This is a genomic window from Micromonospora sp. WMMA1976 (assembly GCF_027497335.1).
Classification (GTDB): domain Bacteria; phylum Actinomycetota; class Actinomycetes; order Mycobacteriales; family Micromonosporaceae; genus Micromonospora; species Micromonospora aurantiaca.
The window spans coordinates 749,734-767,108 of sequence record NZ_CP114912.1; the positions used below are offsets into that span (position 1 = coordinate 749,734).

Here is a 17,375-nt window from a genome sequence, read left to right on the forward strand (position 1 = left end):
CCGGGAAGGGTTTCTCCTGGGGTGATCAAGGAGTTTGTGCCCTCGGCAGCGCCGGAAAGTGCCGCAAACTCCTTGATCACCGGGTGTAGAGCGGGGTGTCCGGGTTGGGGGTGGTGGGCGGCACTCTGGTGGCGGAATCGTGGGCGGGTGCCGGGCGTTGTAACCGGGTGAACGACCGAGCACTGGCTGCCGCCGAGCGAGGCGGTGCCGGCTGTGGGCACAGCCCAGGCCGCGGTCGTTGAGTACGTCTCCGACGGCCTGAGCCGCAGGCAATCACCCCGGCCGGCGGGTCGTTGACGATGGTTGCGACGACGCGTCAGGGCCCGGGAATGATCCTGGCCGGCTGGTCGTTGAACACGGTTCCGACGACGTGAACCGCTCGCACCGCACCCCCGGTGGTGGCGTGAGGCGCCCGGGAATGATGCCGGGCCGCTGGTCGTTGGACATGCTTCCGGCGCCGCGTAGAGGCCCCCGCCCCCGCGAGCAGCCGGGATCCCCCCAAGACTTTTTGAGCGCCTGACGGTGCCCACGTATCCCGTTCCCCGGCGGGTGCGTCGACCCCCGAATGGAGCACTTGTGATGAACACGATTTTGCGTAAGAGCGTTCTGGGTATTGCTGGTCTGGCTTTCACCGGTGGCGTGTTCGCCGGTCCGGTCGCCGCCCACGCGGCCGACACCACCACCCATACCAAGCCGGTTGCGGCCACGGTGCAGGGTGACAAGCTGATCCCGCACGGTGTGCAGGGTGAGCAGTCGCGCATCGAGCTGAACGACGAGCAGACCAAGAACGTGAAGGCGATCATCGCGGCGACGAAGAAGGCCGGTATGGACGAGCGTGCCGCGGTGGTGTCGATCGCGACGGCGTTGCAGGAGTCGAAGCTGGAGAACCTGGGCCACCTGGGTGACCGTAACGACCACGACTCGCAGGGCCTGTTCCAGCAGCGTCCCTCCAGTGGTTGGGGCACGGTGGAGCAGATCACCGATCCTGAGTACTCGACGACGGCGTTCCTGAAGGGTCTGAAGCAGGTCGACGGCTGGCAGGACATGCCGCTGACCAAGGCCGCCCAGACCGTCCAGGTCTCCGCTTACCCGGACCACTACGCCCAGTGGGAGCAGCAGGCCGCCGACCTCGTCGCCAAGCACTGGAACAGCTAAGACCAAGAGCTGAAGGCCGGCACCCCGAAACGACGGGGTGCCGGCCTTCACGCGTCCGGGTGAACCGAGCCCGGTAGCCGGGGTGGCCGCAGCGGCCGCGAGGGTTGGATGCGGGCATGGACGAGGTGGACGCCCCGGCACTACGGCAGGCGTACGAGGAGTTGTTCGCGGAGATCGACGCGGGCGGGTTCGGGCCGCCGCCGGAAGGGCAGTTGAGCGCCGAGCAGATCGTCGCGCACCTCGCCGCCAACGACGAGCTGATGAGCGAGGCGACGGAGGCGGTGCTGGCCGGGTCGCCGTTCGCCTACTACGACCTGGACACGATCCACCGTCCCCAACTGGACGCGCTGGTCTCCGAGTGCGGCGGGCTGGACGGTCTGGCCGCGTTGTTCCGGGCCACCAGCCAGAAGTTGTGCGCGCTGGCCGAGCGGCTCGGCCCGGCGGCGGAGACACCAGTGGACACGGTGCTGCGCGAGGGCTTCGACCTGGACGTGGACGACTCGCTGCCCTGGGGCAGGGCGCTGGACCTGCACATCCGCGTGCACCTGCCGCTGCACCTCGCCCAGCTCCGCGCCCTGCGCCGCCAGCCCCACCTCGCCTGAGCCGCCCGAACCATAGAGCCGCCCGAACCATAGAGCCGCCCGAACCGCCGAGCCGCCCGAACCGTCGATCATGCAGTTGTGGCAGTGGACAACTCCGGCATGCCCGGCCTTCCAGGCGCCACAACTCCAAGATCAACGAGAGTGGAGCGCGGGGCGGAACGCGGGGCAGGAGACGGGCGGAACGTGCGGCGGTAGGCGGTGGGGGATACGCCGACCCGGGTGTGGAAGTGCTGGCGCAGCGCGGCGGTGGTGCCGAAGCCGGCGGCCCGGGCGATCCGGTCCACGCTCAGATCAGTCGTCTCCAACAGCACCCGGGCGTGCTCGGTCCGCTGCTGGAGCAGCCACTGCGCCGGGCTGAGCCCGGTCTCGGAGCGGAAGTGCCGGGTGAACGTACGGACGCTCATCCGTGCGTGCGCCGCCATCTCGCGCAGCGCCACCGGCTCGTGCAGCCGCTGCCGTGCCCACTCGCGGGTGGCGGCCGTGCCGTTGTCGGCGCCGCGGGGCACCGGCCGCTCGATGTACTGGGCCTGCCCACCGTCGCGCCACGGCGGCACCACGCAGCGCCGGGCGGCCCGGTTGGCGACCGCGCTGCCGTGGTCGGTGCGGACGACGTGCAGGCACAGGTCGATGCCGGCGGCCACTCCGGCCGAGGTGAGCACGCGGCCGTCGTCGACGAAGAGCACGTCGGGGTCGAGCGGTACGCCGGGGTGCAGGCGGCGGAAGCGCGACGCGTACGCCCAGTGTGTGGTGGCCGGGCGGCCGTCGAGCAGGCCGGCGGCGGCGAGTACGAAGGCGCCGGTGCAGATGGACATGACGCGCGCGCCCCTGTCGTACGCGGCCCGCAGCGCGTCGGCCACCTCGACCGGAACCGTGCCGTCGGAAAGCGGCGAGCCGGCGTGGATGCCGGGGACGATCACGGTGTCGGCGCGCTCCAGCAGCTCCAGGCCGTGATCGGGGAGGACCTGGAAACCGGCGCTGCTGCGGACCGGCAGCCCGCCGGGGGTGCAGGTCGCCACGGCGTACAGCGGGATGTTGTCGTCGGCGCGGGCGGCGCCGAGGACCTGGGCCGGGGTGCCGAGGTCGAGCGCCACCACGCCGTCGAGGGCGAGCACGGCGACCCGGTGCGGTACGGACATGGCCCGATTATTGCGCACGATGGCTTTCCGGCCACTCGTCGGAGGAGCCGCCCGGCCCGAGACTCGGCTGGTGAAGCGATCCCGCCTGCATCCGGCCTGGCTCGTCGCCGCCGTCGCCTTCGTCGCGCTGGTCGGCGCGGCCGGCTTCCGCGCCACTCCCGGCGTGCTGCTGCACCCGCTGCACGCCGAGTTCGGCTGGCCGCTGGCGACCATCTCCGCCGCCGTCTCGGTCAACCTGCTGCTGTACGGCCTTACCGCGCCGTTCGCCGCCGCGCTGATGGACCGGTTCGGCATCCGCCGGGTGGTGGCCGGCGCGCTGGTGCTGGTCGCCGCCGGCAGCGGCCTGACCGTGGGGATGACGGAGAGCTGGCAGCTCCTGCTGTGCTGGGGCGTCCTCGTCGGGCTGGGCACCGGCTCGATGGCGCTGGCGTTCGTGGCGACGGTGACCGGTCGCTGGTTCGTCAAGCGGCGGGGCCTGGTGACGGGTGTGCTCACCGCCGGGGGCGCGGCCGGGCAGCTCGTCTTCCTCCCGCTGCTGGCGGTGCTGGTGCGCGACCACGGCTGGCGCACGGCGGCACTCGTCGTCGCCGGGGCCGCGCTGGCGGTCGTACCCCTTGTGGTGTGGTTGTTGCGGGAGCATCCGGCGGACCTGGGGCGGCCCGCCTACGGCGCGACCGAGGTCGTGCCGCCGGCCCGGCCGGAGGGCGGCGCCGCCGCACGGGCGGTCGGCGCGCTCGCCGCCGCCGCGCGGACGCGGCCGTTCTGGCTGCTCGCCGGCGGTTTCGCGATCTGCGGCGCGACCACGAACGGCCTGGTCGGTACGCACTTCGTGCCCGCGGCACACGACCACGGCATGCCGGAGACCACAGCGGCCGGGCTGCTCGCCGTGGTCGGGATCTTCGACATCGCCGGCTCGATCGCCTCCGGCTGGCTCACCGACCGGGTCGACCCCCGGCTGCTGCTCGGCGCCTACTACGCGTTGCGCGGGGCGTCGCTGCTGGTGCTGCCGAGCCTGTTCGCCGGTACGGCGGAGCCGAGCATGCTGGTCTTCATCGTGTTCTACGGGCTGGACTGGGTGGCGACGGTCCCGCCCACAGTGGCGCTGTGCCGGGAGTGGTTCGGTGCGTCCGGCGCGGTGGTGTTCGGCTGGGTGTTCGCCGCGCACCAGTTCGGCGCCGCGCTCGCGGCCACCGGCGCCGGTCTGGTCCGGGACCGGCTCGGCGACTACGCGATGGCCTGGTACGTGGCCGGTGCGCTGTCGGTCGGCGCGGCCGGGCTGTCGCTGCTGCTACGCCGCCGTCCCGCCGACGAGCCCGCGTTCACGCTGCCGGTGGTCGCGGGCCGGCGGGCCTGGAGCTACCGGGGGTGACGGGCCGCCGCCACCGGGGGCTGACAGGTCAGCGCCACCGGGGCCGACCGGTCAGCCGGCCGCCCACTGCTGCTCGGGTGCGCCGCTGCACGGCGCCTGCTCCAACTCACGACCGGGCTCGGTGCCCGCGTCGTCGACCTGCGCGCACTTGCCGCTGTGCACCGCCACGAGCAGCGCCGCGCCGTCACCGGCCGCCTGGAACTTCCACTGCTGGTTGGCCTGCCCGTTGCAGGACCACTGCTGCACGTCCGCGCCGTCGTCGGTCTTCGCCTCGTTGACGTCCAGGCACTTGCTGCTCGCCGCGTTGACGAGCAGGTAGGTGTCGTTGGTGACCGGCGTGACCACCCACTGCTGCTCCGGCCCGCCGGTGCAGTCGGCCAGCGCCGCCTGGGCGCCCTCGGCCTCCTCGCCGGTCACGCCGAGGCAGCGCCCGGAGGGCACGCCGCGCAGCACCTTCGGCGTGGCCACCGGCGCGGCCGGGGTGGTCGGCGCCGCGCTCGGCGACGGCGACGACGAAGGCGTGGGCTCCGCCGTCGGTTCCGCGCTCGGCTCGCTCGCCGCCGCTGTGGGCACCGCCGCCGCCGGCACCACCGGCCGCTCGCCGCCGCCGCCGAGCACGCCGGTGGCGAAGAAGGCCCCGAGGAGTACGCCCGCCACGCCGACGCCCAGCGCGACCCGCATCAGCGGGTCCTGGGGCAGCCGGACGCCCCGGACGCGCCGGGTGCGGCGGGCGCCGCCGTAGACGGTGCCGGACGGGTCGGAGTGCGGGTCGGCCATGGGAGCATGGTGACCCACCGGGGCCGCCGGGTGCCAGTCGCACCGGCGGCACGGTGACTCAGTCGACGACCCGGACGTCCTTCCAGAACGCCACCCGGTCGCGGACCATCTCCGCCTCCGGCTTGGGATCGGGGTAGTACCAGACGGCGTCCGGGCTGGTGGCGCCGCCGTGTTCGAGCGTGTAGTAGGAGGCCGTGCCCTTCCACGGGCAGACCGTGTGGGTGTCGGACTCCCGGATCAGGTCCTCGCGCAGCGCGGTACGGGGGAAGTAGTGGTTGCCCTCGACCACCACTGTGTCGTCGCTCTCGGCGACGACGAGGTCGTTCCAGACGGCTTTCGGCATGTCCTCCACGCTATGCCGGTGGTCGCGTACCGGCCACCGCTGCGCGCGTCGGCTCCTCATCGGTCACGTCGGCCACCGTCGCGCCGAGCGCGGCCAGCGCGGTGTCCGCGTCGACGGCGACGGCGAGGCCGTGCTCGCCCGCGCCGAGCGTGATCTCCCGGCCGCGCAGCCGCTCGTCGGCGACCACCGGCCAGGCGGTGGTGGAGCCGAACGGCGTGATGGTGCCGCGCGCGTACCCGGTGGCGGCCTTCGCCGCCTCGGCGTCGGGCATCGACAGCCGGCTCACCCCGAGCAGGGCGCGCAGCTTCGGCCAGGAGATCACCCGGCCGCCGGGCGTGAGCACGAACAGCAGGTCGCCCTCGCCGCGGCGGACCACCATCGTCTTGACCACGTCGGGCACCTCGACGCCGCGCGCCGCGGCCGCCTCGGCGAGGCTCGCGACCGGACCGTGGCGGATCACCCGGTACGGCAGGCCGGCGTGGTCGAGAGCGGTCAGCGCGGGATTCGGCATGGCGGTCACGGTAACGCGCGCGTCGTCGGCGAGTCGCCGAAAGGCCACCGTGGACGTCCCACGAATTGTCGTACCCGAGCGTAAGGTGATCTCATGCACGCTGTCCGTGATCATGAACGGGCGGTGGACACGCTGCGGCGCTCCTACGCCGCGGTGCCCGCCGGGGAACCCGTACGGCTGGCCAAGCAGACCTCGAACCTGTTCCGGCCGCGCTCCGCGCCGCGTACGCCCGGCCTGGACGTGAGCGGCCTGACCGGGGTGCTCGCCGTGGACCCGGCGGCCCGCACCGCCGACGTGCAGGGCATGTGCACGTACGAGGATCTGGTCGACGCGACGCTGCCGCACGGCCTGATGCCGCTCGTCGTGCCGCAGTTGCGCACCATCACGCTGGGCGGGGCGGTGACCGGCCTGGGCATCGAGTCCACCTCCTTCCGCAACGGCCTGCCGCACGAGTCGGTGCGGGAGATGGACGTCCTCACCGGCGCGGGGGAGATCGTCACGACCCGGCCGCAGGGCGAGCACGCGGACCTGCACCGGGCCTTCCCGAACTCGCTCGGCAGCCTCGGCTACGCGACCCGGCTGCGCATCGAGCTGCAATCGGTCCGCCGGTACGTGTCGCTGCGCAACATCCGGTTCACCCGGCTGGAGGAACTGGTCGACGCGATCGGCGAGGTGGTCGCCAAGGGCGCCTGGGGTGGTGAGCCGGTCGACGCCGTGGACGGGGTGGTGTTCAGCCCCGGCGAGGCGTACCTCGTGCTCGGCACGTTCACCGACGAGGCCGACGAGCGTCCGTCCGACTACACCGGCCAGGAGATCTACTACCGCTCGCTGCGCCGGCGCACCCGGGACGCGCTCACCGCGTACGACTATCTCTGGCGTTGGGACACCGACTGGTTCTGGTGTTCGGCGGCGTTCGGGGTGCAGCACCCGGTGGTGCGGCGGCTGTGGCCGCGGCGCTACCGGCGCAGCGACGTCTACCACCGGATCGTGCGGCTGGAGCACCGGCACCAGGTGGCCGCCCGGGTCGACAGGTGGCGTGGCCGCCCGGCCCGCGAGCGGGTGGTGCAGGACGTCGAGGTCCCGCTCGACCGCACGCCCGAGTTCCTGCGCTGGTTCGCCGCGAACGTGGGCATGACGCCGGTGTGGCTGTGCCCGCTGCGGCTGCGGGAGCCGTCCGGTCCCGGGTCGGCGAAGGCGTGGCCGCTATATCCGCTCCAACCGGGCGAAACGTATGTGAACATCGGCTTCTGGGGAAGCGTGCCCATCGCGGCGGGCGCCGCCGACGGCGACGTCAACCGCCAGATCGAGCGCATGGTGTCGGAGGTGGGCGGCCACAAGTCGCTCTACTCCGACGCGTACTACGACCGGGGCGAGTTCGACCGCCTCTACGGCGGGGACACCTGGCGTGCCGTGAAGGACCGCTACGACCCGGACCACCGACTCACCGGACTGTACGAGAAGGCGGTATCCCGAGCATGAGTCTGACCGACCGAACACCGGGGGCGGCGAGCGTCCCGGCCGGCCCGCCGGCGGGCGGGCGGCGTACCGGACCCACAGTCGCGGACGTGGTCCGCGCGGTCACCACCGGCGACCTGCCCGTCCGGGTCGCCGGATACGACGGCAGCGCGGTGGGCCCGGCCGACGCCGGGATCACCCTGGCGATCCGCACTGAGCGGGGCCTGTCCTACCTGCTCACCGCGCCCGGCGACCTGGGCATGGCCCGGGCCTACGTCAGCGGCGACCTGGGGCTGGAGGGGGTGCACCCGGGCGACCCGTACGAGGCGCTGCGGGTCATCAAGGACGAGGTGCCGCTGCGGATACCGGCGATGAGCGAGGCGCTCGCGCTGGTCCGAGGGCTGGGCTGGGAACGGCTGCGCCCGCCGCCGCCCCCGCCCCAGGAGGCGGCCCCGCGCTGGCGGCGGCTGATGACCGGGCTGCGTCACTCGCGTACCCGGGACAGCAGCGCGATCTCGCACCACTACGACGTGTCGAACGCCTTCTACGAGAAGGTGCTCGGGCCGTCCATGACGTACACCTGCGCGGTGTACCGCAGCCCCGGCGACACGCTGGAGGAGGCGCAGCGGAACAAGTACGACCTGGTCGCCGGCAAGCTGGCGCTCAAGCCGGGGATGCGGCTGCTGGACGTCGGCTGCGGCTGGGGCGGCATGGTCCGGCACGCGGCCCGGGAGTACGGCGTCAAGGCGCTCGGTGTGACGCTGTCGAAGGCGCAGGCCGAGTGGGCGCGGGCGGCGATCGAACGGGAGGGGCTGAGCGAACTGGCCGAGGTGCGCCACCTGGACTACCGGGACGCGCCGCGCGAGCAGTTCGACGCGATCTCCTCGATCGGGCTGACCGAGCACATCGGGGTGCGCAACTACCCGGCCTACTTCGGCGCGCTGCGCTCCCGGCTCAAGCCGGGCGGGCGGCTGCTCAACCACTGCATCACCCGTGCCGACAACCGGGCGCCGCACCGCTCCGGCGCGTTCATCGACAGGTACGTCTTCCCGGACGGTGAGCTGGCCGGTCCGGGCCGGCTGATCAGCGAGATCCACGACGCCGGGTTCGAGGTGCACCACGAGGAGAACCTGCGCCAGCACTACGCGCTGACGCTCGCCGGCTGGTGCCGCAACCTGGTCGAGCACTGGGACTTCTGCGTCGGCGAGGTCGGGCCGGGCACCGCGAAGGTGTGGGGTCTCTACATGGCCGGCTCCCGGCTGGCGTTCGAGCGCAACGGCATCCAGTTGCACCACGTGCTCGCCACGCACAACGGCCCCGAGGGGGTGAACGGGTACCCGCTGCGTCCGGACTGGACGCCCTGACCGGTCGTACCGACGAAAGGCCGCGCGGACCGCGCGGCCTTTCGTCGAAGCCATTGACAAAGAAGTTTTGTACGTACAAACTGATTTTGCCATGAGAGACGTCCTGTATCTGGAACAGCGCGAGCAGGCCGAAGTCCTGCTCAAGCCGCAGCGCATCGAAGTGCTGCGGCAACTGGCCGAGCCCCGCACCTGCACCGAGGTCGCAACCCGGCTGGAGCAGACGCCGCAGCGCGTCTACTACCACGTCAAGCAGCTCGTCGCGGCCGGGCTGGCCGAGCAGGTGGCGCAGCGGCAGGTGCGCGGCATCACCGAGGGCATCTACCAGGCCGTCGCCCGGTCGTACTGGCTCTCGCCCCGCCTGGTCGGCCGCATCGGCGGCACCCGCCGGGCCCGCGACGAGCTGAGCCTGGGCTACCTGCTCGACCTCATGGAGGAGGTCCAGGCCGACATCGCCGCGCTGGACCGCACCGCCCCCGAACTGCCGTCCATCGGCGTCTCCGGCGAGATCCGGGTGCCCGCCGAGCGGCGGCAGGAGTTCCTGCACGACCTGCAGACGACGCTGCAGGACCTGTTCACGCGCTACGGCGGCGCCGAGGGAGACGCCTTCAAGCTCGCCGTGGCCTGCTACCCGAAAGGCGACACGCATGACTGAGCCGATGACCATCCGCGCCCGCCTCGCCGCACCGGTGGCGACCGTTCGCCGCGCCCTGACCGACCCCGCCGAGCTGCGCGTGTGGCTCGCCGAGCACGCCGAGGTCGAGCTTCCCCGGCGGTACGAGTTCTGGGGCCGCTACACGCCCGAGGGCGACGCGCCACACCAGCGGCTGCTGCACGTCGACGACCGGACGCTGCGCTTCGCGTGGACGCTCGACGGGGTGGAGACCACCACCGAGTTCGAGCTGGAGCCCGACGGCGACGGCACCATACTCACGCTGCGGCAGAGCCACTTCGACTACGCGGAGGCGATGAGCGGCAGCAGCATCCGCGGTGTGCTCCAGACGTACTGGTACCTGGCGCTCGCCCACCTCAACGACTACCTGGACGGCCGGCCGCTGCTGCCGCGTACCGACTTCACCTCCGCCGACCTGCGCGGCGAGATGGTGATCGACGCGCCGATGGACAAGGTGTGGACGTCGCTCACCGACTCCGAACAGGTCACCGCCTGGTTCGGCTACCCGATCGGCGTCGAGCCCTGGGAGGGCGGCCGGTACGCGATGGGCGGCCTCGACGCCGGTGAGGCCGCGAAGGTGTTCGACGTGAAGCCGGGACGGGCGCTGTCCATCGACTGGGGACCGGTCGGCGTTACGTCCTGGGAGCTGGAGGAGTCCGACGGCCGGACGAAGCTGACGTTCGTGCAGTCCGGCTTCGACGAGGGCAACCCGCCGTACGCGGCGTGGAGCGGCAACGTGGCCGGGTGGGCCGAGTTGCGCCGCTTCCACGAGGTGCCCGACTGGAAGCCCATCTGGCTGACCGACGAGGTTCCCGCCTGACCTTCCGGTGACTCACCCGGGGCCCGCTTAGCCCGGGCACCGGGTGGGTAATGCCGGGCGATGTTCTTCATCTTCGGGCTGCGGACCAAGGTCGTCCGGTCCGGCGTCGTCACCCAGGTCTGCCGCAACTGCGGCAACCAGGCCGCCCAGGTGATCACCCGCCGGGTCACCAAGTTCAGCCTCTTCTTCATCCCGCTGATCCCGCTGCGCACCCGGTACGCGCAGCAGTGCACGTTCTGCGGCGCCGAGTACGACATCTCCCGCGCCGAGGCCCAGCGCCTCCCGGTCGGCTGACAGTGACCCGTTTCCTCTACTGGCTGATCGGCCGGCAGCCCGCCGCCCCGACCGCCCCGCCGGTGCACACCGCCGCCCGTCCACCCTGCACGCCCGGGCGCCGGCACCGCCGCCGGCGTCGCCCGGTTGCGGGCGCGCAGTCGCCCCGCTCGCCCTGGAACCGCTCCGCCGGCCGCTGACGCGTCGTGTTAACAAGGGGGCCCTCCTCTACCGGAGGCGTTAACAAGGGGCCCTTCCTTACACTTCATCGGGTGGAAGATCGGCTGGCACGGATCAGGGGTGGTGGGCCGCCCCGGCGGCACAACGCCCGCACCATCGCCGCGCTGACCGGCAACCCCGGCTGCACCCGCCGCGCCGTGCTGGACAGCGCCGGCGCGGACAAGCCGGCGCTCGCCGAGCAACTCGGCTTCCCGGCGAGGTTCGGCCAGTCCCGCTTCGCGATCACCCGGGGCAACGCCTTCGAGGCCCAGGTCAAGGCCGACGGCGGGAAGGAACTGCTGCGCCTGGTCGCGGAGCGGCTCGGCGTACCGGTCCCGGCTGACGCCACCTGGACCGACCTCGGTGCCGACGAGGACCGGCCGGAACGGTCCCGGGCGGCGCTGACCGCGAGCGGCGACGGCCCGGCGTTGTTCGACCATCCGCTGCTCGGCCTGGACGTGGCGGGTACCCGCGTGCACCTGGAACCGGACCTGGTCGCGGCCCGGCTGGCCGGCCGGTTCCACGTCGTGGAGATCAAGTCGTTTCCGGTGATCGACGGGCAGGCCGACCCGGGCAAGGTCGCCGCCGCCGCGATCCAGTCCGCCGTCTACGTGCTGGCGCTGCGCGAGCTGCTCGCCGCCGAGGGACGCGACCCGGAGCTGGTGTCGCACGACGTGGTGCTGGTCTGCCCGCGTGACTTCGCCAACCAGCCGGTGGCCAGTCTGCTGGACGTGCGCCGGCAACTGCTGGTGCTGCGCCGTCAGTTGGCCCGGATGGCCCGGGTCGAGGAGTTGCTCGCCGCCGTACCGGCCGGGTTCACCGTCGACCCGGCTGCCGATCCGGCCACGCTCGCCGCCGCGCTGCACCAGGTGCCCGCCCGTTACGCGCCGGACTGTCTGGCGGCCTGCGAACTGGCGTACTTCTGCCGGCACGAGGCGCGCGGGCAGACCGGCGCGCTGGGCCGGCCGGTCCGCGAGGCACTGGGCGGCGTGGAGGAGGTGGCCGACGTGCTGGCGCTCGCCGAGGGCGTGGCCGCGCCCGAACCGGAGCAGGCGGAGGCCGCCGCGCTGCTGCGGGCCGCCGCGCGCCTGCGCGCCGACGCCCTAGCGGGGCAAACCGCGTGAGTACGCTGCGCGCGCTCGCCCGGGCGCAGGCGGTGGCCACCGGGCGGGCCCAGCCGGTGGCCACCGTCCGCCACCTGCACCTGTCGGAGCGGCCGCTGGTGGTGGTGCCGCTCGCGCTCGCCGGTGAGGCGAACGCCCCGCTTGCCGCGATGGTCGGCGCCGCGCCCGACGAGGGCCGGCTGCTCGTGGTGCCGCAGCCGCGCAACCGGGACCAGCGGTTCGCGTTCGCCGCCGAGCTGGCCGCGATCGTGCTGCCGTACCTGGACGAGTTCCGCGACCTGACCGAGGCGGTGCCGGTGGACCGGGGTCGCGACGTCCGCCACCGGTACGTCGACGCGCCGCAACTGCTGGTGCCGAACCCGGCCGGGATCACGTTCCTGCGGCTGTTCGGCCGCTCGACCCGGTTCCGCCGTACCGACGGCGACTATCCGGTGCACCAGTCGGTGCCGCTGCTCGGCCGCTGGCTGACGTTCTTCGCCGAGCGTGCCGAGCAGCCCGGTTCGTCGGCTCTGCTGGCGCTCACCGACGCGCTGACGCTGCACTGGGCGACCGGGCAGAGCGTGGTGGAGGATCTGCATCTGCCGGCGGTGCTGGGCTGGCTCGACCCGCCCGCCGGGCTGACCGGCGCCGAGGCGGCGGTCCGTGCCGAGGACCCGGAACACTGCCCGCCGGCCGGGCCGGCCACCGACCCGGACTTCGACAACCGCCGGCTCGCCCCGGCGATCGAGGCGTACACCCGGGCCGAGGACGACCCGGCGGCCCGCGCGGCCGCGTACGACGAGCTCGCCGGCCTGCTGCGCGACCAGCTCACGCCCACCTGGGAGCTGATGTGGCGCGGCGTCGGGCTGCTGCGGACGCTGCCGGCCGGCGCGCGGGTGACCGGCCGGTGGGCCGGTGACCGGGACGCGTTCACCGCGCACGCCGAGCACGCCGACGCCGGGGGCGGCCCGCAGCCGCGACGCGACGGCGCGGTGGCGGCGGCGCTGCGGTTGCAGCGGCTGGAACGGGCGTCGACCGCGTGGGCGGTGCAGCGCGCCTACGACGATCCGCTGGTGATGGCCGAGCACCGGCTGTCCGGGGAGGCGTTCGTCGGCGAGGTGACGCTCGCCGACCCGGCGCGGGTGGACGACTCGGGCAAGCGGCCGGTGCTGCGCCCGCGCATCCAGGTGGTCACCACCGAGCCGGTGCCGATGCCGGTGGGCGCGACGTTGTACTCCCCGGCCCGCCCGGCGCAGAAGGCGAAGGTCGTGTTCGTGACGCCCGGCGGCGACGGCAAGACCGAGGTGGTGCTGGAACTGTCCGGCGGGATGGGCCGGGGGCTGACCGCGCCGCCCGGCAGCGTTCCAGAGGTGGGCGAGCGGATCTGCCTGACCAGCCTCTCCGACGGGTTCCTGCCGGGTGGCGCGTTCCCCGCGCCCGAGGAGACACCGTGGACGCACGGCGGGCCGCCCGGCACGGCCGCCACGCCACAGGATCCGGCCCCGGCGGAGGACTGGTCCTGACCGGCGCGGCTCAGCCCAGGGCGGCGAGGGCCGTCCGCGTCTCGGCCGCCGTCGGCCGGTCCGGGTCCGCCGCCAGCAGCGCCTCCAGGCTCCGGCGGTACGCGACGTCGTGTGCCCGGTCGGCCGGGGTCTCCACGTCCGGGGCGACGCCGGAGCCCTCCCAGTTCGTGCCGCTCGCCGCGTGCACGGGCCGGGCCACCGGCACCGTCAGTTCCAGGTGCTGGTGCAGCCGGTGCCCGATCCGGGGGTGCGCGCCGCCCCGGGTCGGCTCACCGACCACTGTGGCCCGCCCGAACTGCTGAAGGTCGTACGCCAGCTCCTCGCCACCGGAGAACGTCGCAGGGCCGGTGAGCACGTGCACCGGTTTGTCCGGGGCGTACCGGGGGACCGGCAACCAGGCGGCGCTCCAGAACTGGCGGGTGGCGCCGGAGCGTTCGTGCATGGTGTGCAGGTGCGTCGGCTCGGCGAAGAACCAGCCGCAGATCAGCGCCACCCCGTCCGGGCTGCCGCCCTCGGTGCCGCGCAGGTCGAGCAGGAGCGCGTCGGTGCCGGCGAGCAGCCGCAGCGCGGCGGTCAGCGCGTCGCCGGCCAGGTCGGGCGGGAACACGTACGGCTTGATCTCCAGCAGCCCGACGTTGCCTGGTAGCCGTTGCACCCGGGTCACGCCGCCCATGCCGAGCGCGGCGAGGCGCGCGAAGTGCTCCCCGGTCGGGTCGTCGGCCTTGTCGGACAGCGGCTGCTCGTGGTGCTTGAGCCGCAGGTGCAGGTCGCCGTTTACGGACTGGAGGTCGGCCGTGACGAGCGCGCCGAGCGTGGCGGCGTCGCCCGCCTCGGCGTACGCGCCGGCGCGCAGGCCCGCGCGCAGCCGGCCGGCGACCCGGTCGGCGACGTCGGGCAGGACGTACTCGTCGGCGACCAGGGCGGCGGCCCGTTCGACGATGGCGGTGATCTGGTCCGGATCCATCGAGGCCCCGTTCTCGTGGTGGGTGAGAAGTAGAACAGCCGGTTGACAAAAGCGTCAAGAGGACTAGACGCTTTGGCGGTGACCGACGATCCGCTGGAGATCCGCGAGCCGGCCCAGTTCAAGGCGCTGGCCCACCCGTTCCGGCACCGGTTGCTGTTCGCGCTCGGGGCCGGACCCGCCACGCTCAGCCAGCTCGCCAGCCGCCTCGGCGCGGCGAAGGGCACTGTGGCCCACCACCTCGGGGTGCTGACCGAGGCGGGCATGGTCCGCCCGGCGCACAGCCGGCAGGTCCGGGGCGGCACCGAGCGCTATCACGAACGCACGTTCCGCCGCCTCGTCGGCACCGACACCGACGCCGGCGCCACCGCGGCCCTGCTGGGCGCGTACGCCGAGGAACTCGCTGGCGACCCCGACCCGCTCGTGCACCTGCGGCACCTGCGGCTCACCCCGGCCCAGGCCCGGCGCCTGCGGTCCACGCTGGACGAACTGGTCGGCGAGGCCGAGGAGGCGCCGCCGGGGCAGCCGCGCTACGGCGTGCTGGTCTCCCTCTACCGGCATCCGCCTGCGGTCCGCTGACCGACAGTCGTCGACCCTGGCGGCCGTCCCCGGCGCTGGCTAGGCTTGCGCCGTCCGTCGTCCGGTCCTCGTCGTCGAGGGTGCACGTCTGGAAGAGAGCCGGAGCGCATCGTTGTATCCCAGCACGACGTGAGCCTCGCCGCCGCGGCGCCGGCCCGTCATCCGCTCGTCGGCCGTGTCGGACTCGTCGCGGCCGCTGTCGTCGTACTCGGGGAGATGGCCTGGCTGGCCGCCCGGCTGCCCGGCGCGGCGCTCGTGAGCGACGTCGGCGCGATGGCGGTGTCGAGCTGGGCGGCGGTTCTCTGCGTCGGCGCGGCGCGACGTCAGCCGGCCACGTTGCGCCGGTTCTGGGAACTGCTCGCCGCCACCATGATGCTCGCCGCGCTCGGCCGTGCGGTGTGGACCGTGGAACGGCTCGGCGGGCTCGGCCTGCCCCACACTCCGCTGGTGGCGGGCCTGTTCGCCGCCGGCATCGTCACCGGCACCGGCGCGCTGCTGTGCGCCCGCACCGGCCCGCGTAGCGTGATCGGCCGGGCCCGCACCCTGCTCGACGGGGTGATCGTCGGGCTGGCCCTCATCCCGATCGGCTGGGTGGTGGTGTTCCACCGCATCACCGACGCCGAGCTGGCCGACCCGATGCGGACGTTCGGGCTGCTCTACCCGATGTTCGACCTGATGCAGCTCACCATCCTGGTCGCGGTGGCCGGTCCGGGCCGGCCGATGTGGCGGGCGCTCACAGTGATCGGGGCGGGCCTGGCGATCCGGTCCGGCGCGGACGCCGTCTACGTATCGCTTGTCGCACGCGGCGACTACACGCCCGGGCACCCGGTCGACGTCTGCTGGCCGCTGAGCTACCTGCTGGTCGGCCTGGCCACCCGCTATCCGCCTCCGTCCGACGGGGACGGCGAGGACGACGTGGTCGACTCGCCGCTGCCGCCGTGGTGGCGGGTCGCGTTGCCGTACCTGCCGGTGGGCGGCGCGATCGTCGCGGTCCTGCTGTCGCGGCAGCCCAGCGGGCAGACCCCGCAGGTGGTCTTCGTCGGCATGATGGGCCTGCTCGGGGTGCTGGCGCTGCGCCAGGGGCTGGCCGCGAACGAGAACCTGCGGTTGGTCGGCCGGCTGCGCCGGCTCGCGTACTCCGACCAGCTCACCGGCCTGCCCAACCGCCTGACGTTCGTCCGGCGGCTGCGTCGGGCGTTGCGCGCCGGCGGCCCGGTCGCCGTGGTGCTGCTCGACCTGGACGGCTTCAAGCAGGTGAACGACAGGTTCGGGCACGCCGCCGGGGACCGGCTGCTCACCGCCACCGCCGAGCGCATGCGGGACGCGGTCGGCCCGGACGGGATGATCGCCCGGCTCGGCGGCGACGAGTTCGCGGTGCTGGTGGCGGGGGAGCGCCAGGTGTCACCGGAGCGGCTCGCGGTCCGGCTGCTGACCGCGCTGGAACCGCTGCCGGGCGAGGAGGACCTCGGTGTCCACCCGTCGGCGAGCATCGGCATCGCCGAGTACGGGCCGCAGCACGCCTCGCACACCGACCTGCTCCGCGACGCCGACATCGCCATGTACGCGGCGAAGGCCGCCGGCAAGGCCGCCTACCGCACGTGCACGCCGGAACTGCGCGAGTCGGCGGTCAGCCGGGCCGAGCTGATCGCCGACCTGCGCCGGGCGGTGGACGAGGGCCAGTTGCTGATGGAGTTCCAGCCCATCGTCGACCTGGACACCGGCACGGTACGCAGCGCCGAGGCGCTGGTGCGCTGGCGGCATCCCCGCCTGGGCGTGCTGACCCCGGCGCGGTTCCTGCCACTGGCCGAGGAGACCGGGCTGATCGTGGCCATCGACAGGTGGGTCATCCACGAGGCGTGCCGGGCGGCGGCCACCTGGCGCGAGCACGCGCCCGACGTGACCGTGGCGGTGAACATCGCCGCTGCCCACCTGTGCCGGCCCGACCTGATCGCCACCGTCACCGGCGCGGTCGGCGCGGCCGGTCTGCCGCCCCGCGCGCTCACCCTGGAACTGACCGAGTCGGCGCTGATCGAGGGCAGCGAGTCGGTGCTGGACCGGCTGTCCCAGCTGCGCGACCTGGGCATCCGAATCGCTATCGACGACTTCGGCACCGGCTACTCGTCGCTGAGCTACCTGCACCGCATCCCGGCCACCGAGCTGAAGATCGACAGGTCGTTCGTGTCCCGGCTGGACGCCGGCGACGCCCGCGCGTACGCCACAGTCGAGATGGTGAACCGGCTGGCCGGCGCGTTCGACCTGGCCGTGGTCGCCGAGGGGGTGGAGACCGTCGCGCAGCACGCGGCGGTCACCGCGATCGGCTGCCGGCAGGGTCAGGGCTGGCGGTACGGCCGCCCGGCCGCCCTGCCGGACCTGCTTCCCGCGCTGTCCGGCGCGGGCGCCGGGCGCTGACCGGCCCGGGTCCACGGGGGCCGAAGGTCCCGGACGGGACAGGGGATTCGACCCTGCTCACCGGCGGTCCGCCACCGCCATGATAGTTCTCGTCAACAAGACGAAC

General features: G+C 73.5%; 17 protein-coding genes. 12 read left to right on the forward strand and 5 right to left on the reverse strand.

The window, feature by feature from the left end:
- The first annotated feature begins 579 nt into the window (after positions 1 to 579).
- Both O7546_RS03640 and O7546_RS03645 read left to right on the forward strand, forming a co-directional pair.
- The gene (locus O7546_RS03640) at positions 580 to 1,155 is read left to right on the forward strand and encodes a hypothetical protein (RefSeq protein ID WP_281600444.1); all 576 of its coding nucleotides are present in this window, start codon (positions 580 to 582) and stop codon (positions 1,153 to 1,155) included.
- 125 nt (positions 1,156 to 1,280) lie between these two features.
- Positions 1,281 to 1,757, forward strand: coding sequence for a hypothetical protein (locus tag O7546_RS03645; protein ID WP_030273018.1), 477 nt, complete (start codon positions 1,281 to 1,283; stop codon positions 1,755 to 1,757).
- 68 nt (positions 1,758 to 1,825) lie between these two features.
- Here the strand turns inward: O7546_RS03645 and O7546_RS03650 are convergent, their stop codons facing one another.
- Entirely contained in the window at positions 1,826 to 2,893 is a 1,068-nt protein-coding gene (locus O7546_RS03650) for a helix-turn-helix domain-containing protein (protein WP_194799460.1), read from the reverse strand.
- Positions 2,894 to 2,963: 70 nt separating this feature from the next.
- On the opposite strand from O7546_RS03650, the gene O7546_RS03655 reads away from it, so the two are divergent.
- Positions 2,964 to 4,262 carry an MFS transporter gene (locus tag O7546_RS03655; protein WP_281600445.1) on the forward strand — a complete coding sequence of 433 codons (1,299 nt, stop codon included), beginning with the start codon at positions 2,964 to 2,966 and terminating at the stop codon, positions 4,260 to 4,262.
- Positions 4,263 to 4,313: 51 nt separating this feature from the next.
- Here O7546_RS03655 and O7546_RS03660 read toward each other — a convergent pair whose 3' ends face one another.
- Genes O7546_RS03660 through O7546_RS03670 form a run of 3 tightly spaced genes read right to left on the reverse strand, consistent with a single transcriptional unit; the run spans position 4,314 to position 5,893 of the window.
- Entirely contained in the window at positions 4,314 to 5,039 is a 726-nt protein-coding gene (locus O7546_RS03660; RefSeq protein ID WP_281600446.1) for an RICIN domain-containing protein, read from the reverse strand.
- Positions 5,040 to 5,097: 58 nt separating this feature from the next.
- A complete protein-coding gene (locus tag O7546_RS03665; RefSeq protein WP_194799463.1) occupies positions 5,098 to 5,382 on the reverse strand; it encodes a DUF427 domain-containing protein in 285 nt (94 codons plus the stop codon).
- Between the two features lie 10 nt (positions 5,383 to 5,392).
- On the reverse strand, positions 5,393 to 5,893 hold the full coding sequence (locus O7546_RS03670; RefSeq protein WP_281600447.1) for a YbaK/EbsC family protein: 501 nt from the start codon (positions 5,891 to 5,893) through the stop codon (positions 5,393 to 5,395).
- 93 nt (positions 5,894 to 5,986) lie between these two features.
- Here O7546_RS03670 and O7546_RS03675 point away from each other — a divergent pair, with 93 nt between their 5' ends.
- The 7 genes from O7546_RS03675 to O7546_RS03705 all read left to right on the forward strand — a co-directional run bounded on the left by O7546_RS03675 (position 5,987) and on the right by O7546_RS03705 (position 13,320).
- A complete protein-coding gene (locus O7546_RS03675; RefSeq protein ID WP_194799465.1) occupies positions 5,987 to 7,372 on the forward strand; it encodes an FAD-binding oxidoreductase in 1,386 nt (461 codons plus the stop codon).
- Entirely contained in the window at positions 7,369 to 8,712 is a 1,344-nt protein-coding gene (locus O7546_RS03680) for a class I SAM-dependent methyltransferase (RefSeq protein WP_194799466.1), read from the forward strand. The genes O7546_RS03675 and O7546_RS03680 overlap by 4 nt, the downstream gene beginning before the upstream one ends.
- A gap of 91 nt (positions 8,713 to 8,803) precedes the next feature.
- The gene (locus O7546_RS03685) at positions 8,804 to 9,364 is read left to right on the forward strand and encodes a helix-turn-helix domain-containing protein (RefSeq protein ID WP_194799467.1); all 561 of its coding nucleotides are present in this window, start codon (positions 8,804 to 8,806) and stop codon (positions 9,362 to 9,364) included.
- Positions 9,357 to 10,202: an SRPBCC family protein gene (locus O7546_RS03690; protein ID WP_194799468.1), complete on the forward strand. Its 846-nt coding sequence runs from the start codon at positions 9,357 to 9,359 to the stop codon at positions 10,200 to 10,202. Before O7546_RS03685 ends, O7546_RS03690 begins: the two co-directional genes overlap by 8 nt.
- A 60-nt stretch (positions 10,203 to 10,262) precedes the next feature.
- A complete protein-coding gene (locus O7546_RS03695) occupies positions 10,263 to 10,496 on the forward strand; it encodes a zinc-ribbon domain-containing protein (protein ID WP_194799469.1) in 234 nt (77 codons plus the stop codon).
- A gap of 251 nt (positions 10,497 to 10,747) precedes the next feature.
- Positions 10,748 to 11,818, forward strand: a complete 1,071-nt coding sequence (locus tag O7546_RS03700) for a hypothetical protein (RefSeq protein ID WP_281600448.1) — start codon at positions 10,748 to 10,750, stop codon at positions 11,816 to 11,818.
- A complete protein-coding gene (locus tag O7546_RS03705) occupies positions 11,815 to 13,320 on the forward strand; it encodes a hypothetical protein (RefSeq protein WP_269696190.1) in 1,506 nt (501 codons plus the stop codon). Before O7546_RS03700 ends, O7546_RS03705 begins: the two co-directional genes overlap by 4 nt.
- Before the next feature lie 10 nt (positions 13,321 to 13,330).
- Here O7546_RS03705 and O7546_RS03710 read toward each other — a convergent pair whose 3' ends face one another.
- Positions 13,331 to 14,284 carry a S41 family peptidase gene (locus tag O7546_RS03710; protein ID WP_281600449.1) on the reverse strand — a complete coding sequence of 318 codons (954 nt, stop codon included), beginning with the start codon at positions 14,282 to 14,284 and terminating at the stop codon, positions 13,331 to 13,333.
- A gap of 78 nt (positions 14,285 to 14,362) precedes the next feature.
- On the opposite strand from O7546_RS03710, the gene O7546_RS03715 reads away from it, so the two are divergent.
- Both O7546_RS03715 and O7546_RS03720 read left to right on the forward strand, forming a co-directional pair.
- Positions 14,363 to 14,860: a helix-turn-helix domain-containing protein gene (locus tag O7546_RS03715; RefSeq protein ID WP_194799473.1), complete on the forward strand. Its 498-nt coding sequence runs from the start codon at positions 14,363 to 14,365 to the stop codon at positions 14,858 to 14,860.
- A gap of 216 nt (positions 14,861 to 15,076) precedes the next feature.
- A complete protein-coding gene (locus tag O7546_RS03720; protein ID WP_194799818.1) occupies positions 15,077 to 17,269 on the forward strand; it encodes a bifunctional diguanylate cyclase/phosphodiesterase in 2,193 nt (730 codons plus the stop codon).
- Positions 17,270 to 17,375: the final 106 nt, after the last annotated feature.